The 15497-nt window shown below is 64.7% G+C and carries 16 protein-coding genes; 10 read left to right on the plus strand and 6 right to left on the minus strand.

Annotated elements, in window-relative coordinates:
• Positions 1 to 2 precede the first annotated feature (2 nt).
• The 3 genes from CAK95_RS03030 to CAK95_RS03040 are packed head-to-tail and all read left to right on the plus strand — an operon-like array spanning position 3 to position 4656.
• A complete protein-coding gene (locus CAK95_RS03030) occupies positions 3 to 800 on the plus strand; it encodes a hypothetical protein (RefSeq protein ID WP_086086482.1) in 798 nt (265 codons plus the stop codon).
• Complete coding sequence (locus tag CAK95_RS03035) at positions 797 to 2119, plus strand: ATP-dependent DNA helicase (protein WP_086086483.1); 1323 nt, start codon at positions 797 to 799, stop codon at positions 2117 to 2119. The genes CAK95_RS03030 and CAK95_RS03035 overlap by 4 nt, the downstream gene beginning before the upstream one ends.
• Positions 2116 to 4656: a VapE domain-containing protein gene (locus CAK95_RS03040; protein ID WP_086086484.1), complete on the plus strand. Its 2541-nt coding sequence runs from the start codon at positions 2116 to 2118 to the stop codon at positions 4654 to 4656. The genes CAK95_RS03035 and CAK95_RS03040 overlap by 4 nt, the downstream gene beginning before the upstream one ends.
• Before the next feature lie 8 nt (positions 4657 to 4664).
• Here CAK95_RS03040 and CAK95_RS03045 read toward each other — a convergent pair whose 3' ends face one another.
• The gene (locus CAK95_RS03045) at positions 4665 to 5543 is read right to left on the minus strand and encodes a nucleotidyl transferase AbiEii/AbiGii toxin family protein (protein ID WP_086086485.1); all 879 of its coding nucleotides are present in this window, start codon (positions 5541 to 5543) and stop codon (positions 4665 to 4667) included.
• On the minus strand, positions 5540 to 6325 hold the full coding sequence (locus tag CAK95_RS03050; protein WP_245303603.1) for a type IV toxin-antitoxin system AbiEi family antitoxin domain-containing protein: 786 nt from the start codon (positions 6323 to 6325) through the stop codon (positions 5540 to 5542). The genes CAK95_RS03045 and CAK95_RS03050 overlap by 4 nt, the downstream gene beginning before the upstream one ends.
• 575 nt (positions 6326 to 6900) lie before the next feature.
• On the opposite strand from CAK95_RS03050, the gene CAK95_RS03055 reads away from it, so the two are divergent.
• Genes CAK95_RS03055 through CAK95_RS03065 form a run of 3 tightly spaced genes read left to right on the plus strand, consistent with a single transcriptional unit; the run spans position 6901 to position 8266 of the window.
• Entirely contained in the window at positions 6901 to 7404 is a 504-nt protein-coding gene (locus CAK95_RS03055) for a crossover junction endodeoxyribonuclease RuvC (RefSeq protein WP_183044332.1), read from the plus strand.
• Between the two features lie 38 nt (positions 7405 to 7442).
• A complete protein-coding gene (locus CAK95_RS03060) occupies positions 7443 to 7721 on the plus strand; it encodes a TSCPD domain-containing protein (protein WP_245303604.1) in 279 nt (92 codons plus the stop codon).
• Positions 7718 to 8266 carry a DUF6456 domain-containing protein gene (locus CAK95_RS03065; RefSeq protein ID WP_245303605.1) on the plus strand — a complete coding sequence of 183 codons (549 nt, stop codon included), beginning with the start codon at positions 7718 to 7720 and terminating at the stop codon, positions 8264 to 8266. The genes CAK95_RS03060 and CAK95_RS03065 overlap by 4 nt, the downstream gene beginning before the upstream one ends.
• 369 nt (positions 8267 to 8635) lie before the next feature.
• Here CAK95_RS03065 and CAK95_RS03070 read toward each other — a convergent pair whose 3' ends face one another.
• The gene (locus CAK95_RS03070) at positions 8636 to 8815 is read right to left on the minus strand and encodes a DUF3606 domain-containing protein (RefSeq protein WP_086086489.1); all 180 of its coding nucleotides are present in this window, start codon (positions 8813 to 8815) and stop codon (positions 8636 to 8638) included.
• 58 nt (positions 8816 to 8873) lie between these two features.
• Here CAK95_RS03070 and CAK95_RS03075 point away from each other — a divergent pair, with 58 nt between their 5' ends.
• The gene (locus CAK95_RS03075; RefSeq protein WP_086086490.1) at positions 8874 to 10265 is read left to right on the plus strand and encodes a site-specific DNA-methyltransferase; all 1392 of its coding nucleotides are present in this window, start codon (positions 8874 to 8876) and stop codon (positions 10263 to 10265) included.
• Positions 10198 to 11502 (plus strand): site-specific DNA-methyltransferase, encoded by a 1305-nt coding sequence (locus CAK95_RS03080; protein ID WP_086086491.1) that lies wholly within the window; start codon positions 10198 to 10200, stop codon positions 11500 to 11502. Before CAK95_RS03075 ends, CAK95_RS03080 begins: the two co-directional genes overlap by 68 nt.
• A 50-nt stretch (positions 11503 to 11552) precedes the next feature.
• Here the strand turns inward: CAK95_RS03080 and CAK95_RS03085 are convergent, their stop codons facing one another.
• The 3 genes from CAK95_RS03085 to CAK95_RS03095 form a co-directional block, all read right to left on the minus strand.
• A complete protein-coding gene (locus CAK95_RS03085) occupies positions 11553 to 12119 on the minus strand; it encodes a DUF3489 domain-containing protein (protein ID WP_086086492.1) in 567 nt (188 codons plus the stop codon).
• Between the two features lie 99 nt (positions 12120 to 12218).
• Positions 12219 to 12464, minus strand: a complete 246-nt coding sequence (locus CAK95_RS03090) for a hypothetical protein (RefSeq protein ID WP_086086493.1) — start codon at positions 12462 to 12464, stop codon at positions 12219 to 12221.
• Between the two features lie 18 nt (positions 12465 to 12482).
• Complete coding sequence (locus CAK95_RS03095; protein WP_086086494.1) at positions 12483 to 12845, minus strand: hypothetical protein; 363 nt, start codon at positions 12843 to 12845, stop codon at positions 12483 to 12485.
• 121 nt (positions 12846 to 12966) lie between these two features.
• Between CAK95_RS03095 and CAK95_RS03100 the strand changes: the two genes are divergently transcribed.
• Positions 12967 to 13524, plus strand: a complete 558-nt coding sequence (locus CAK95_RS03100; protein ID WP_086086495.1) for an elements of external origin — start codon at positions 12967 to 12969, stop codon at positions 13522 to 13524.
• Positions 13472 to 15478 (plus strand): phage terminase large subunit family protein, encoded by a 2007-nt coding sequence (locus CAK95_RS03105; RefSeq protein ID WP_086086496.1) that lies wholly within the window; start codon positions 13472 to 13474, stop codon positions 15476 to 15478. Before CAK95_RS03100 ends, CAK95_RS03105 begins: the two co-directional genes overlap by 53 nt.
• Positions 15479 to 15497: the final 19 nt, after the last annotated feature.

Raw genomic sequence — 15497 nt, forward strand, 5'->3', positions numbered from 1 at the left:
CCATGATCGACCTGAACCATGGGTCCGGCTTCCAGTACGAGCGACCGGAGAGGCCGCCGGGCATCGGCATCGCGGTCAATGCCGCGATCGACGCCGCGCTGGTTGAGCGCAGCCGCGCCGAACCTCCCCGGCGCTACGTCAGCACGTCCGGGCTTGGCCGCGAATGCTTGCGCCAGATCCAATACGATTACTTAGCGGTGCCCAAGGACGAGGGCCGGGAATTCGAACCCAACACGCTCCGCATCTTCGAGGCCGGCCATCGCGCCGAGGACGTGGTTGCAGCCTGGCTGCGCGCCGCGGGCTTTGACCTCCGCACAGCCCGTTCCGACGGTCTGCAGTTCGGCTTCTCGGTCCTGAACGGGCGCTTCCGCGGCCACATCGACGGATGTCTCGTGGGCGGGCCGGTCGCCATGGCCTATCCGGCGCTCTGGGAAAACAAGGCGGTCGGCGCAGCGCCGTGGAAGGAGATCGTCAAGCGAGGCGTCGTCTTGGCGCGGCCGATCTATGCTGCGCAAATTGCGCTCTATCAGGCCTATCTCGATCTGCCGAACCCGGCGCTGTTCACGGCGCTGAACCGCGACACATTCGAGCTGCACTGCGAGCTCGTGACGTTCAACGCGGCGCTTGCCCAGCGAGCCAGCGACAGAGCTGTTGAGATCGTGCGCGCGAGTGAAGCCCAGGAGCTGTTGCCGAGCGCGGCCGTAAACCGAAGCTCTGCCATCTGCCGCGGCGGTTGGAGCGGTGGGGAATGGCACGCACCCTGTGCCTGGCAGGATCGGTGTTGGAGGGCGGCGTCATGAGCGACATCACGCCATCCGACACCCAGGCGCGCGCCATTGCCGCTATTAAGGACTGGTTCAAGAACCGGACCGACCAACAGCAAGTGTTTCGGCTCTTCGGCTATGCCGGCACCGGCAAGAGCACGGTCCTCAAATTCGCCCTCGACGAGCTCGGGATCGAACCGCACAAGAGCGACCGCGAGGGAGGCTCGTGCGTGCCCGGCGTCGTGACCGCCACCTTTACCGGCAAGGCCGCCCTCGTGCTGCGCCGCAAAGGCACGCCGGCCCGCACGATCCACAGCCTGATCTACAGCGTCATCATTGCCACCGACGAGGAAATCGAGGCAGCAAACAAGAAGATCGCCGAAGCCGAGCAGGACGCGCTCAAGCTCATGGGCTTCGAACGCACGGCAGCGGACGCGACGATCGAGGCCATGCGGCAGGCGCTCTCGCAGATGAAGAAGCCGCGGTTCGCGCTCAACCCGCAGAGCGATGCCGCGCATGCCAAGTTGATCGTCCTGGACGAGGTCTCGATGGTCGGAGAGGACATGGCGCGCGATCTGATGAGCTTCGGCAAGCCGATCCTCGTTCTGGGCGATCCTGGCCAGCTGCCGCCAATCAAGGGCGAAGGCGCATTCACCAACGATGCCCCCGACGTCATGCTGACCGAGATCCACCGCCAGGCAGAGGAGAGCGCGATTATTCGGCTCGCCACCATGGCGCGCCGAGGCGAGCCGATCGGCTTCGGCCAGTACGACACGTTCGTCTGGAAGATGCGCAAGATGGACGTGACGCCGGAGCAATGCCTGCGCGGCGGTCAAGTGATCAGCGGGCTCAATGCCACGCGGCTCCAACTCAACAACGCCATGCGGCGCGCTGCGGGGTTTGGCGGCGGCTATCTCCCGACCGGCCGTGGCGAAAAGATCATCTGCCTCAAGAACCAGAACGATATTGGCCTGATCAACGGCATGTTCGTCACGCTCGAAGATGTCGTCGACGAGGGTAGCCTCTACTTCTCGGCCACAACTCGGGACGAGGAGGGCAACCCCATCGGGCGGCCTAACGGCGACGGCAAACCCGAGCGACTACGCATCTACAAGGGACATTTCGAAGACCATGTCGCCTTCGACCGGCAGCGCCACGACCGGGACTGGAAGCACAAGCGCAATTTGACCGAGGCGACGTTTGGCTGGGCGATCACCGGGCACAAGTCGCAGGGTTCGCAATGGGAGAACGTCATCGTTTGGGATGACGGTCTTGGCCGCAACGAGGCCGACCGGCGCCGCTGGCTCTACACTGTGATCACGCGTGCGGAGAGGGGGTTGGTGATTCTGGCATGATCGATCTCAATGAGGTCTGGAGGCCGCCTGTCCGCTTCGACCTCGGCGAGATTCGCGAGCGGCTCTGCGCGACGGCAGCCGAATGGCTGCCGCCGTTATTTCCGCATGCGCGCATGTCGGCTGACGGCAAGACCCTCCGCTGCGCCGACCTGTCCGGGCGTGCGCCGCGCAATGAGGGCTCCTGTGTCATCCACCTCCGGGGCCCACGCGCTGGCTGGGGCTACGATCATGCCACTGGCGAAAGCGCTGGTCCGATAGACCTCCTCCACCATGGCACCGGCCTCACGCCCCCGACCCTGTTCGAGGAAGCCGCGCGCCATGCGCGGCTGGACCGGCCGGCGCCAACGCGACCGGCACCGGCGCCGCGTCGCGACCATGCCCACGAGGTCGCCCGCATTCTCGCGGGCTGCCAGCCGCTCGCGGGCACGGTAGGCGAAGTCTATCTGAAGTGCCGCGGGCTCTCTGACCCGGGCTCTCCCGACCTGCTCTTCAACCCGGACTTGACCGACTATGAGGCTAAGCGCGGCTGGCCCGGAATGGTGGCGATCGTCCGCGACGCTGCGGGCGCGCCTACGGGCGGCATTCACCGCACGTTCCTGCTCGATGACGGGTCCGGCAAGGCACCTGCCGGCAAGAAGATGCTCGACCAGGTCGCCGGCGGATCGGTACGGCTTGCGCCATTTCCCGAAGATGGTCGGATCGGCATCGCCGAAGGCATCGAAACGGCTCTCTCCGCGCAAGCGATCTTCGGGATCCCGACCTGGGCTGCGCTATCCGCCGACGGTCTGCGGAAGTGGGAATGGCCGTCTGGCATCAAGCGCGTGACGATCTTTGCAGACGCCGGCGATGCAGGCCAGCAAGCCGCGGCGGCGCTCGCCGAACGGCTGAACCTCGCAGGCATAGCGAACATGATCGTTTCGCCGCTGCATGGGGACGATTTCAACGACGATCTCCGCCGTGGCGCGGTGGCGAAGGATTATCAAGTCGTGACTCCGCGAGCCGCGCCTTTGCTCGCCACTGCGGCCGATTTCGAAGCGGCGGCGCGGGCGCTGACGAAACCGCCCGAGCTCCACGCGCTGGGCGCCATCCTAGGCCAGCTCGTCACTGTGCGCCTGGAGCCGTTGCCCGAGCGACAGGTGCTGAGCTCGATCAAGGCCGCCACTGGCATCCCGGTCGCAGTCCTCGAAAAGCAGATCGGTGAGTTGCGCCGCCGCCTCAACACCACGGGCGACATCCACCGTCAGCCGACGCGGCCGCGCTGGGCAAGCCAGCTCCGTCTCGACCTTGCCGGAACGCCCGAGCGCAACGAAGCGAACGTTATCACCGCGCTGTCGAACGACGAGGCGTTCGCCGGCGCACTCGTGTTCGACGACTTCCGTCAGGAAATCCTCGTGACCCGAAACCTGCCCTGGGACGATTCTCTCGGTGCGTTGCCGCGCGCCTGGAGCGACGCAGACGATGTGCGCTGCGCTGAGTGGCTGCAGCATCGCGAGATCAATGTCGCACCTGCCATGGTCAGCCGCAGCGTCGGCGCCGTCGCGCGCGAGGTGCGCGTGCATCCGGTCCGAGACTATCTCGACCACCTCCGCTGGGATGGAGTGGCGCGGCTGGCAGAGTGGACTATCGCGTATCTCGGCGCGGACGACACCGAGCTCAACAGGGCCTTCGGCGCGCGCTGGATGATCTCGGCGGTGGCGCGCGTCATGCAGCCAGGCGTCAAGGCGGACCACATGCTAATCCTCGAAGGCCCGCAGGGCAGCAAGAAGTCGAGCGCCATCAAGACGCTGACCGGTGCCGACTGGTTCACCGACGAGATCGCGGAGATCGGCAGTAAGGACGCAGCCCAGCAGATGCGCGGCATCTGGATCATCGAGATCGCCGAGCTTGATGCCATTAGCCGTGCCGAGGTCTCGCGCATCAAGGCGTTCCTGACCAGGACCACCGACCGCTATCGTCCGCCGTACGAGCGCTACATCGTGAAGGTACCGCGTCAGTGCGTGTTCGCCGGCAGCGTCAACCCGGAAACCTACCTGCGCGACGAGACCGGCAACCGCCGCTTCTGGCCGGTGCGTTGCGGGAGCATCGATCTCGACGCGCTCGCGCGCGACCGCGACCAGCTCTGGGCGGAAGCGGTTGCGCGGTACCGGGAGGGTGCGATCTGGTGGCTCGACGAACCGGAGCTGGTCGCATCGGCCAAGGCCGAGCAGGATCAGCGCTACCATGCGGATGCTTGGGACGCCCGCATTGAACGCTGGCTCGTATATGAGCGGCACCGGGTCAATCACGGCTACGGCAACTACGATGATTGGCGGGACGAGGAAGTGGAGCGGCCGAGCCCGCTGACAGACACGACCGTCGGTGAAATTCTGCAAGGCGCACTCGGCATCGAGCCTGCGCGTTGGACGCGCGCCGACCAGATGCGGGTCACGGCGTATCTGAAGGCCCGCAACTGGGAGCGCTATCAGGTCCGGAAGGGACAGGTTCGCGAGTGGCGCTATCGAAGGCCGCTGTCAGGCTCGGACGCTCCAAATCACTAGTTGAAGGCTTAATGCTCCGCCAGTTCGGGCATATCGAACTCGGCGGCCCTCTCCTTTGTCCTCTTCCAAGCCTCGCCCGGGATGCATTTGATGAATGTCGCAAAAACGGTTTTTAATGCGGCGCGTTCGGCTTTGGCGTCGAATTTTTTAGCCTCTTCTGCCGCCAGCAGCGGTCTCACATCGGCTAGGAACGACGGATCCTCCAATTTGGCAAACATGCGTTCCTCGGCTTCTGCGCGCGAGACCGCTTGTCCGGCCGCCGTCAGATATTTGCCAAAAATCGTAATGACACGCGCGTGGTCAAGATCGCCGAATACGGCGTGGGCGTGCGAGAGATCGATAAGGTCCCTTCCTTTGTCCCGTTGCAACAGCGCTCGTAGCTTGGTCGCTAGGATTTCCTCGTTAGAGAACGTCTCGATATCGGCTTCGCCCGTAAACCAGGGATTCTTGACTGTGAACGGAACGACGCGTGCCCCGTCATAGGCGGTGCGTTCGCGGGTTGCGATTTCGACCTTTACGCGGATCGGCACCTTTGAGGTCTTGTCCTCAGCCTCCATGGTGAATGTCAGACTCGGTCCGAGGAGCCCGAGATCGTAGTGCGCCTGTCCCATCCAGGGTTGCAGTATCTCACGCAGCCGATCGAGCAGCGGGCCAACCGGACCTTCGGTGGTGCGCGTGAGGTCGATGTCTTCCGAGTAACGGAATGGCTTGGGGAGGTGCAGTTTATTGAGCGCAGTGCCGCCGCGAAAGCGCAACTCTTTGCGCAAGAAATCATCGTTGAACACCTCGACGAGAGCACGCGAGATAATCAGGTCTTGTTCAACTTGGCGCAGCTCGGCCCAGGGGACGGTACGCCCCCAAGAAACAATGTTCATCGCCGGAATCATGCGTCGAGCTCCGGCTTACGGTGCACGATGACGTTCCAGCGCGTGTTGCGCTCGATGACGGGCTTCGACTTCCCACCGCGGCGGTGCGGTTCTAGCGCGACCCACGGCAGCGGCCGCGCCTTTTGCAGATAGCCATGCAGGGCATTGGCGCTGTCGGGCTGCTTGAGGAAGTCGAGCAGATAGCCGAGCCGTTGAATCACAGAACGCTCGAAGACAGATGCCAAGGCGAGTAGTTGCGCCGGTCGCAACTTCGGGCCGAGGTCCGACAGGACCGTCGCAATGCTGTCGAGTGTGCCCGCGACGTGGGCGTAACGTAGCAGATCAAGCGCGGTCAATTCGGGCGACGAAATCTTCATACGCCCGGTATCCGTCTTCTGCTCGACGATGCCTGGCGCGATCCGGTCCATATCCTTGCGATAGACAAATGAGATGATCGAGCGGCCGGCGTGGATTTCCGGGATGCGCTTGTCGGTGACGACCTGGAAGGCCATCACGGCCTGATGCGTGGCGCCGTGAAGCTCGGCGGCCTTCAATAGTCCAACGTAATAAGGATGAGCCTCGTGACGCATGAGGTCATCGATATACCAGGAGGGTGGCGGCGCACCCCACGACAAGTACTGGGGCGGCACCACGACGTAAAAGCCGTGGCGCGGATTGAGAAGCGCGTTGCGGCGCTGCTGGCGTTCGGCGGCTTTAAGAAAGCCGCGCCTCGTGATGCCAAGGTCCGATGCCGCCCGGTCGCGGGTAAAAACGACCTGCCCCGCCGAGAGAAGCTCGGTCATGTACTCGGGAAGCGATCGTGGCGCGTCTGGCATCGTGTACGAAAGTAACCCGAAGCGGGGTATTTTTCAACATAATTCTATGATTAGATTTGGCATGGAATCGTCGATTTTCGAACATGATGCAATGGCCGCGTCGATGCGGCGATCTTTTCGGGAAGACCTGTCACCAACCCAACATGTGTCACCAACCCCCTGGCCGAGGTTGGTGACACGAAAACTTCCGCGAAAACAACGGTGTCACCAACGTCACCAACGTCACCAACGGGTTGGAGAGTCATGCGCGGAAATGGATGCGAAGGTCGGGATTCATTTTCCCTATAGAAATGTTTGCGTCGCGGTTGGTGACAACGAGGTCGGTGACACAGTGGTGCAACATCCTGAAACGGCTGAATAAAGTCGTGTCACCGACCACCGCAGAGGTTGGTGACGCGGCTGCAGTCTGAGGCGCGTGCGAATTCGTCATCCGGCGCGACGAATTTTCTTGCGTGCTGAATCCGAGTTTCTAGAATCCGATCCGACCAAAGCCGAAGGCCCACGTCTCGTGAGCCTTCGTCGTGACTGCCCCACAATCACCGCTGCCGTCGCGGACATCTGCCGCAAGGTCTTCTTGCGGATCGACCTTCCTTGCCCTCGACCTCGGCTCCTCAACCGGATGGGCCTTGCGCCGTGCCGACGGCACGATCACCAGCGGCGTGCAGCAGTTCCGGCCGAACCGCTTCGAGGGCGGCGGCATGGCTTTCCTGCGGTTCAATCACTGGCTGAGCGAACTCGCCGAGAGCTCAGGCCCAATCACCGCAGTGTTCTTCGAGGAAGTGCGCGCGCATGCCGGCACGCTTGCAGCCCACGTCTACGGCGGCTTCCTCGCGCACCTTGAAGCCTGGGCCGAGTTTCGAGACGTGCCGTACCAGGGCGTGCCGGTCGGAACGATCAAGCGCTTCATCGCCGGCAAAGGCAATGCCGACAAGCAGACCGTCATCGCCGCTGTAAAGGCACGCGGCTTCGCGCCGGCCGACGACAACGAGGCCGACGCGATCTCGATCCTGCTCTGGGCCATCGAGAACTATGGAGATGCGTCGTGAGCCGGACGCGTTTGCCAAACCGCCGGCCGAGCATGACCATGCAGTTCGTCTACGAGGCGAACCACTACTCGGTCACGCTCGGCTTCGACGTCGTCAACGACCGTATCGGCGAGGTGTTTACACACGGTGCGAAGATCGGCTCCGCCATGGACCGCATCCTGGACGATGCCTGCGTGGCGCTCTCGCTGTTGCTCCAGCACGGCGTCGCGCCCGACGCGCTCGCGGCCAGCATGGGACGGCTCGGCGACGGCAAGTCGCCTGCCTCGGTCATCGGCGCGCTTTCCGACCTGATCGCCCGCGAGTCGAGGCCGCAATGACGAAAAAGCAGAAACAGAAGCTCAGCGGCTCCAAGCCTGGCACCGAGGCCGGGCAGCGCGTGACACGCGTGGTCACCGAGTTCGACCCGAACGGGATCGAAGTGATGCATCACCGCACCGTCGACACGCTCGCGCTGATGCTCCGCTCGGGCGCGATCACGCCCGCGATGCACGCCGCAGGCCGCGATTTCCAGGCGGCGTTCACGTTCGCCTGCTTCGACTCGATGCCAAGGGTGAACCTCAACCTGATGGGGCGGTCACCGTCGCCGGCGCATGACGTCTACAGTCTCAGCGACCGCCAGCTCGCCGCGCGCGAGCGCGTGGCGCGCGCGATCGACGCCCTGGGCGGCCACGGCTCGCCGGCGGGTTCGTGCGTCTGGCACGTTGTGGGCATGCAGACATCCGTCCGCGAGTGGGCGCTACGCCAGGGCTGGGGTGGACGGCCGGTGCGGCAGGAGAGCGCGCAAGGGATTCTCGTTGCTGCGCTTGGAGTACTTGCGAAGCACTTCGGCATCCGCGAGTCAGGCGTGCGGCGCTGTGCTTGAAGCGAATGCTGCTGATGCAGTAGCGCTCACGACATTCACGAGTCGCATCAATGGCTTGCAGACAAAATGCACGCTGCGATCGTTTTCGGATTGACCGGTGACCGATGCAAGTCCTAGCGTTCAATCACGGTGCCGAATTGCGCGAGAGACCGAGACGGCAAAGACGTTGCGGCAATCGCGGGTCCTCCCTGACCGAGAATGGTATGCGGGGGGCAACGGCCCGAAATTTCGCCACTGCCAGCCCGAAAACCTGAGTTACCAGTTACCAGCCGACGTTGGCGCCTGTGGGCGCTAAAGGCGCAACGGCGCGCGTTATTTGAAAGGCTGGCCTGGTAACCGCCGTGTGGTAACCACTCGCGCGGTTACCGGCTATTTGTCTTTCAGGTAGGCCTCGACCTTCTTTGCACTCTTGCCCACCGCGCGCACTGCACCGGCAAGCGCTTGGCCTGAGACATTGAACTTCTTTTTCCAGTATTCCTTTTCATAATCCTCGTTGAGATTGATGGTGCTTCGGTCGGGTTGACCACGGTTCTTGCGATTGTCGGCCATCTGCTTCTCCTGATTTAGCAGCGCATCCTAACGCAGCTACCGCTCCAACACAGCATCCATGACGCCGCGACTGCCCGATGCGGTCGAGCATTGGCCGCTCGATCGGCTGATCCCGTATGCGCGGAATGCCCGGACGCACGATGACGACCAGGTCGCGCAGATCGCGGCCTCCATTGTCGAGTTCGGTTGGACCAACCCGATCCTGGTGGACTCGGAAGGAGGCATTGTCGCCGGCCATGGACGTCTGCTTGCCGCGAGCAAGCTCGGCCTCGATACCGTCCCGGTCGTCGTCCTTGATCATCTCACGCCGGCGCAGCGACGCGCCTACGTCATCGCCGACAACAAGCTCGCGCTGAACGCGGGCTGGGACGAGGAACTGCTAGCGGGCGAGCTGCACGCGCTCAACGGCGAGGGCTTCGACCTCGGGCTCACTGGCTTTGCCGACGGTGAGCTCGACGCGCTGATGGCGCCGCTCGGCGATGAAGCGGGAGACGCTGACGCCGCTGGCGAGGATGCTGCCGACGAAATGCCTTCAGCCTCGCGCGAGCCGGTCACTCGCGCAGGCGACCTCTGGCTGATCGGCAAGCACCGGCTCCTCTGCGGCGACAGCACGGAGTCCGGGGCCATAGCGCGCGCGATGAATGGCGAGCGAGCGGCGCTCGTCTTCACATCGCCGCCCTACGGCAACCAGCGGGACTACACCACCGGGGGCGTCGGCGACTGGGACACGTTGATGCGCGGCGTGTTCGCCGCGTTACCGGTCACCGACGCAGCACAGGTCCTCGTCAACCTCGGCCTGATCCACCGCGAGAACGAGTGGCAGCCCTATTGGCACGTCTGGCTCGGCTGGATGCGCGAGCAGGGCTGGCGCAGGTTCGGCCTCTACGTCTGGGACCAGGGCCCGGGACTTCCGGGCGACTGGAACGGTCGCCTGGCGCCCGCCTTCGAGCTCGTCTTCCACTTCAATCGCAAGGCTCGAAAGCCGAACAAGATCGTGCCGTGCAAGTGGGCGGGCCACGTCAATGACACGCATGGCGGCATCCGCCACAAGGACGGGCACGTCGGCGAATGGACGCATGCGGGCCAGGGCGTCCAGGAGACACGGATTCCGGACAACGTCGTCCGCATCACGCGCCACAAGGCACGCGGCATCGAGACCGAGCATCCTGCAGTGTTCCCGGTGGCGTTGCCGGAGTTCGTGATGCGTGCCTACAGCAACGAGCGCGACATCATCTACGAGCCATTTGCGGGCTCGGGCACAAGCATCATCGCGGCGGAACGCACCGGCCGGCGCATGAGGGCGATGGAGATCGCGCCCGAATACGTGGACGTCGCACTCCGCCGGTGGCGCAAGCTCTTTCCTGACCAGCCAGTGAAACTCGATGGCGAAGGCCAAAGCTTCGAAGCGGTCGCGCACCAGCGCGGGGTCGCGATCCCCGGCGACGACTGACCCGCTCCAGGTCGAGTTCTGGTCGATCGAGCGGCTGCTGCCCTACGCGGCCAACGCGCGAACTCATCCCGATGAGCAGGTTGCGCAGATCGCCGGCTCGATTGCGGAGTTCGGCTTCAACGTGCCTTGCCTGGTCGACGAACGTGGCGTCCTGATCGCCGGCCACGGCCGCGTTCTCGGTGCCAAGCGGCTTGGTCTGCAGCAGGTGCCAGTCATCCGGCTCGGCCACCTGACCGACGCGCAAGCGCGCGCGTTCCGGCTTGCCGACAACCGGATCGCGCTCAATGCCGGCTGGGACGATGAGCTGCTGTCAGCAGAGCTCGAGCGGTTGAAGGAGGACGGCCTCGACTTGAGCCTCCTGGGCTTTGCCGAGGACGAACTCGATCGCCTGCTCGATGGCCTCGACAAGCCTGGGGCAACCGAGGAAGAGGACCGGGTCCCGGAGCCGTCGAGCGAGGCAGTGACGCGTCCGGGGGACCTCTGGTTGCTTGGATCGCATCGCGTGCTGTGCGGAGATGCCACCGTCGCGACAGACGTCGAACGGCTGCTCGAAGGCGCTCGACCGCACCTGATGGTGACAGACCCGCCATACGGGGTCGAATACGACCCGAACTGGCGAAACGAGTCGGGCGTGTCGGTGACAGCACGTACCGGCAAGGTCAACAACGACGACCGCGCCGATTGGCGCGAGGCCTGGAGCCTGTTCCCGGGCGAGGTCGCCTACGTCTGGCACTCGGGCATCCACGCGCGCACGGTGGCCGAGAGCCTCGACGCGTGCGGCTTCCATATTCGGACGCAGATCATCTGGGCGAAGCCTCGCCTCGTCCTGGGCCGCGGCGATTATCACTGGCAACACGAACCGTGTTTCTACACGGTGCGCAAGGGGGCAACCGGCCACTGGCAGGGTGCGCGCGATCAGTCGACACTTTGGACCATCGGCACCGGCGAGCACGACGACGCCACTGCGCACGGAACGCAGAAGCCCGTCGAGTGCATGCGCCGGCCGATCATGAACAACAGCGAAAAAGGCGAATTCGTCTATGAGCCTTTCGCAGGATCCGGTTCGACATTGATCGCCGCGGAGTCCGTCGGCCGCGTCTGCCTCGGCATCGAAATCGACCCACGCTACTGCGATGTGACTGTCGAACGATGGCAACGTCACACTGGTGGCATGGCGACACTCGCGAAGGATGGGCGCAGCTTCGATGCGCTGAAGGACGAGCGAACGAGCAACTGAACGGCAAAGCGCCGCCGGTCGGCCCGGCGGCGCTTGATCCCTCGACGAGGTCAAGCCGCGATGCGGTAGACGCGCCCGCGGCCGTCGACCTTCTCGGACTGCACGTTCAGCCCGAGCTTCTTCTTGAGCGCGCCGGCAAGCGCGCCGCGCACGGTGTGTGCTTGCCAATCGAATTTCTTGACGATCTCCTCGATCGTGGCGCCGTCGGGACTCTTGAGCATCTCGATGAGCTGGGCCTGCTTGCTGTTGGCGCGCGCTGCGGCTGGCTTGTCCTTTGACTTGCCGGTCTTGCGCTTCCGCTGCGTACCGGTATCCGCCTCAGCCGATACGTCCTTGGTACCGCTCTCGGCGCTGGATTCATCCTGAGCGATGCCGAGCGCTTCGAATGCCGCCGGCGTGGCTCGCAGCGTCAGTCGCCCCTTCTTCTTGTGCTCGCGCCACACGGTGTCCTTGGGCTTGGCCTGCACCTCTTCAATGAAGCCTTTGTTCAGGAGACTGCCGAGGACCTTCGCGGCCGCGGCCCCCGGAAGCTTGGTGGTGAGCGGATAGACGGATCGATCCGCCCGCTGGCAGGCAGCACCGAGAACGACAGCTTGGGAATCGGAAAGTCGAACCATGGTTTGGCTCCTTCGTAGTCGGGCCGCGACCATCGCGACCCTTGTACGACCCCAAGCCCCGCGTCGGAGCGGGGCAAAGCGTCGGGGCGTGGAAGCCAGTCAGTTTCGGCGCGACAACACGCGATCCATGGACTGCTGAAAGCTTTCGTTGGGAAGCGCGGTCTCGGCCGCGTGTCGGATCACGCCGAAAACGACGACCTGCACGCGTCTGACGGCCTGTTCGAGTGTCTCTCCCGGCAAGACTTCGGCGCCGCAATTCGCCAGGAATTTTCGGAGCGCCAGTTCGCGCCCGGCGGCGACGCGGTTGCGAATCTCAGTGGGTGACAGTCCGCTCCAGTCTTCCATGGCGATGGTCCTTCAGGGCTACGCGCTCGCCTCGGCCATGATCTCGCAATCGGTGACAAAGCCGACGAGGTAGGGCAGCCCGCGTGGGATGCCGGTCTCGCGGGACGTGCGCCGATCGATCGTCCAGGTCATCCACCGCTCGATCGCTTTATCGATTGCGTCGGCAAGGCTGCGCCCTTCGAACAGTCCGTTGGCGACATCGTCCGCGAAGTGCCGGCCGTGGCGACTGTCGAGGAAATTCCGGACGCCTTCATCGGCGCAGCCGGTGGCGGTCGCGATGGCGTTAAAGGCGATCGGCCAGGCGTGCTCGGGATCGGCGTGGTGGCGCATGGTGCCCCAGAAGCCCCAGGCTTCGTTCTGTGTGGCCAAAATCTTGTTCATGGCGCTCTCCGTTTTGATGACGCCATACACGCGCTGCTCTTGGCGGGAGCCAAGTCAATAATCGCGCCGACTGCATCTTTTTTTCTGCGGCATGTCGCGGTGCAAACTGGCCCTGACCTGAATGGGAATCTCGATCCGTGCTTACGCCAAGACCCGCGGTGTAAGCCACGTCGCCGTGCTCAAGGCCACGAAGGCGGGCCGCATTCCGCTGGAGGCGGACGGCACGATCGATCCCGCCAAAGCCGATGCGGCCTGGCAGCGTTCGACTGACCCAGGGCGCACGAAATCCAAACCGAAGGCTCCCGCCGAGAAACTCCGGCCCATCGGCGAAGCCGCGCTTGGCTCCGTCCGCGAGACGCTGAAGGAGCAAGGGCTACCTGCCGGCGGCAACGTCACGTTCGTCCAGGCGCGCACTGCGCACGAGATCGCCAAGGCGCATCTCGCGCGGCTGCGACTGCAGCGCATGAAGGGCGAGCTGGTGGACCGCGCCCGCGCCACTGCTCTGGTGTTCCGTCTGGCGCGCGAGGAGCGCGACGCCTGGCTCAACTGGCCCGCGCGTGTTGCGGCGCTGATTGCGGCTGACCTCGGCGTGGAGGCGCACGCGGTCCAGAAACTCATCGAGACGCATGTCCGCGGTCACCTCGCCGAACTTGCCGAGATTCGAGCCGAGTTCCGGTGACCTGTTCGCCTTCGACGGCGCGGAGGAGCTGAGCCAGGCTTGGCGCGACGGGCTCACGCCAGACCCGGCGCTCACGGTTTCCGAGTGGGCGGATCGCCATCGGGTGCTCAGCCCTCGCGCATCAGCCGAGCCAGGACGCTACCGCACCGATCGCACGCCCTACATGCGGGCGATCATCGATGCGCTGTCGCCCACGCATCCGGCACGCCGCATCGTCGTAATGAAGTCGGCGCAGGTCGGCTTCACGGAAGGCGGCAATAACTGGATCGGCTACGTCATCCACCATGCGCCGGGGCCGATGCTCGCGGTGCAGCCCACCGTCGAGCTCGCCAAGCGCTTCTCGCGCCAGCGCATCGATCCGCTGGTCAACGAGAGTCCCGCGCTGCGCGAACGGGTGAAACCCGCGCGCTCGCGCGACGCCGGCAACACGGTGCTGTCGAAAGAGTTTCCCGCAGGGCTTCTGGTCATCACCGGCGCGAACAGCGCGGTCGGGCTGCGCTCCATGCCCGCGCGTTACCTGTTCCTCGACGAGGTCGATGCCTATCCGCCATCGGCCGACGAGGAAGGCGACCCGGTCGCTCTTGCCGAAGCGCGCACCCGCACCTTCTCGTGGCGCTCGAAAGTCCTGCTGGGATCGACGCCGACAATCCATGGCTTGTCGCGCGTGGAGCGTGAGTACGAGGCATCCGATCAGCGCCGCTACTTCGTGCCCTGTCCGCACTGCCGGGACATGCAGTGGCTGAGCTTCGAGCGGCTGCGCTGGGACAAGGGCAAGCCCGACACCGCACATTATATATGCGTCGCCTGTGACGGGCGGCTCGAAGAGCACCACAAGACCGCCATGCTCGAGGCCGGCGAGTGGCGCCCAACCGCGCAAGCGCAGGACCCCGGCACGATCGGCTTTCATGTGTCGGCGCTCTATTCGCCGGTGGGCTGGCTGTCGTGGGAGAACATCGCGCGCCTCTGGGAAGCGGCGACCACCGATGAGGCCAGGCGCAGCTTCAAGAACAGCGTGCTCGGCGAGACCTGGGTCGAGACCGGCGAGGCGCCGGATTGGCAGCGTCTCTATGAACGCCGGGAATCCTGGCAGATCGGCACCGTGCCGAGCGGCGGCTTGTTCCTGACGGCGGGCGCCGACGTCCAGAAGGACCGCATCGAGGTCGATGTCTGGGCTTGGGGCCGAGGTCTCGAAAGCTGGCTCGTCGATCACGTCGTCGTCGAAGGCGGACCCGAGCAAGCCGAGACCTGGGAGGAGCTTGGTCTCCTTCTCGATCACACGTGGTTGCATGCGCATGGGACGCGGCTCGGTCTTGCAAAGCTCGCGATCGACACCGGCTACGAGGCGCCGGCTGTCTATGCCTGGGCTCGCAGGGCCGGTCATGCGCAGGTCGCGCCCATCAAGGGTGTTGAGGGCTTCAACCGTGCGGCGCCGGTCGCCGGCCCAACCCACGTCGACGTCACAGAGGGCGGCAAGAAGCTTCGACGCGGGGCACGGCTCTGGACGATCGCGGTCGCCACGTTCAAGAGCGAGACCTATCGCTTCCTGCGACTCGGGGCACCGACCGACGAAGAGATCGAAGCCGGCGCGCGCTATCCCGCAGGCTTCGTCCACCTGCCGCGCGGCGCGGAAGCAGAATGGGTGAAGCAGCTCGTCGCCGAGCAGCTCGTCACCGTCAAGACGAAGCGCGGGTTTACGAGGCTTGAGTGGCAGAAGCTGCGCGAACGCAACGAAGCGCTCGACTGTCGCGTCTATGCGCGCGCCGCCGCTTGGATTGCCGGCGCCGATCGCTGGACCGAAGCCATGTGGCGGGACCTGGAACAGCAGGTTGGAGCCGCAGAGGAAGTGGAAAGCGATCCGCCGTCTGAAGCTTCCTCCGAGACCGTCGCCGGCATCGTTCGGCGCCGTCCGGAGCACCGCGGCCGGCGCGTCTTTCGATCGAGCTATTTCAGCTGACCTGGCCAGCGCTTGCGAA

Source organism: Pseudorhodoplanes sinuspersici (assembly GCF_002119765.1).
In the GTDB taxonomy this organism is placed as follows: domain Bacteria; phylum Pseudomonadota; class Alphaproteobacteria; order Rhizobiales; family Xanthobacteraceae; genus Pseudorhodoplanes; species Pseudorhodoplanes sinuspersici.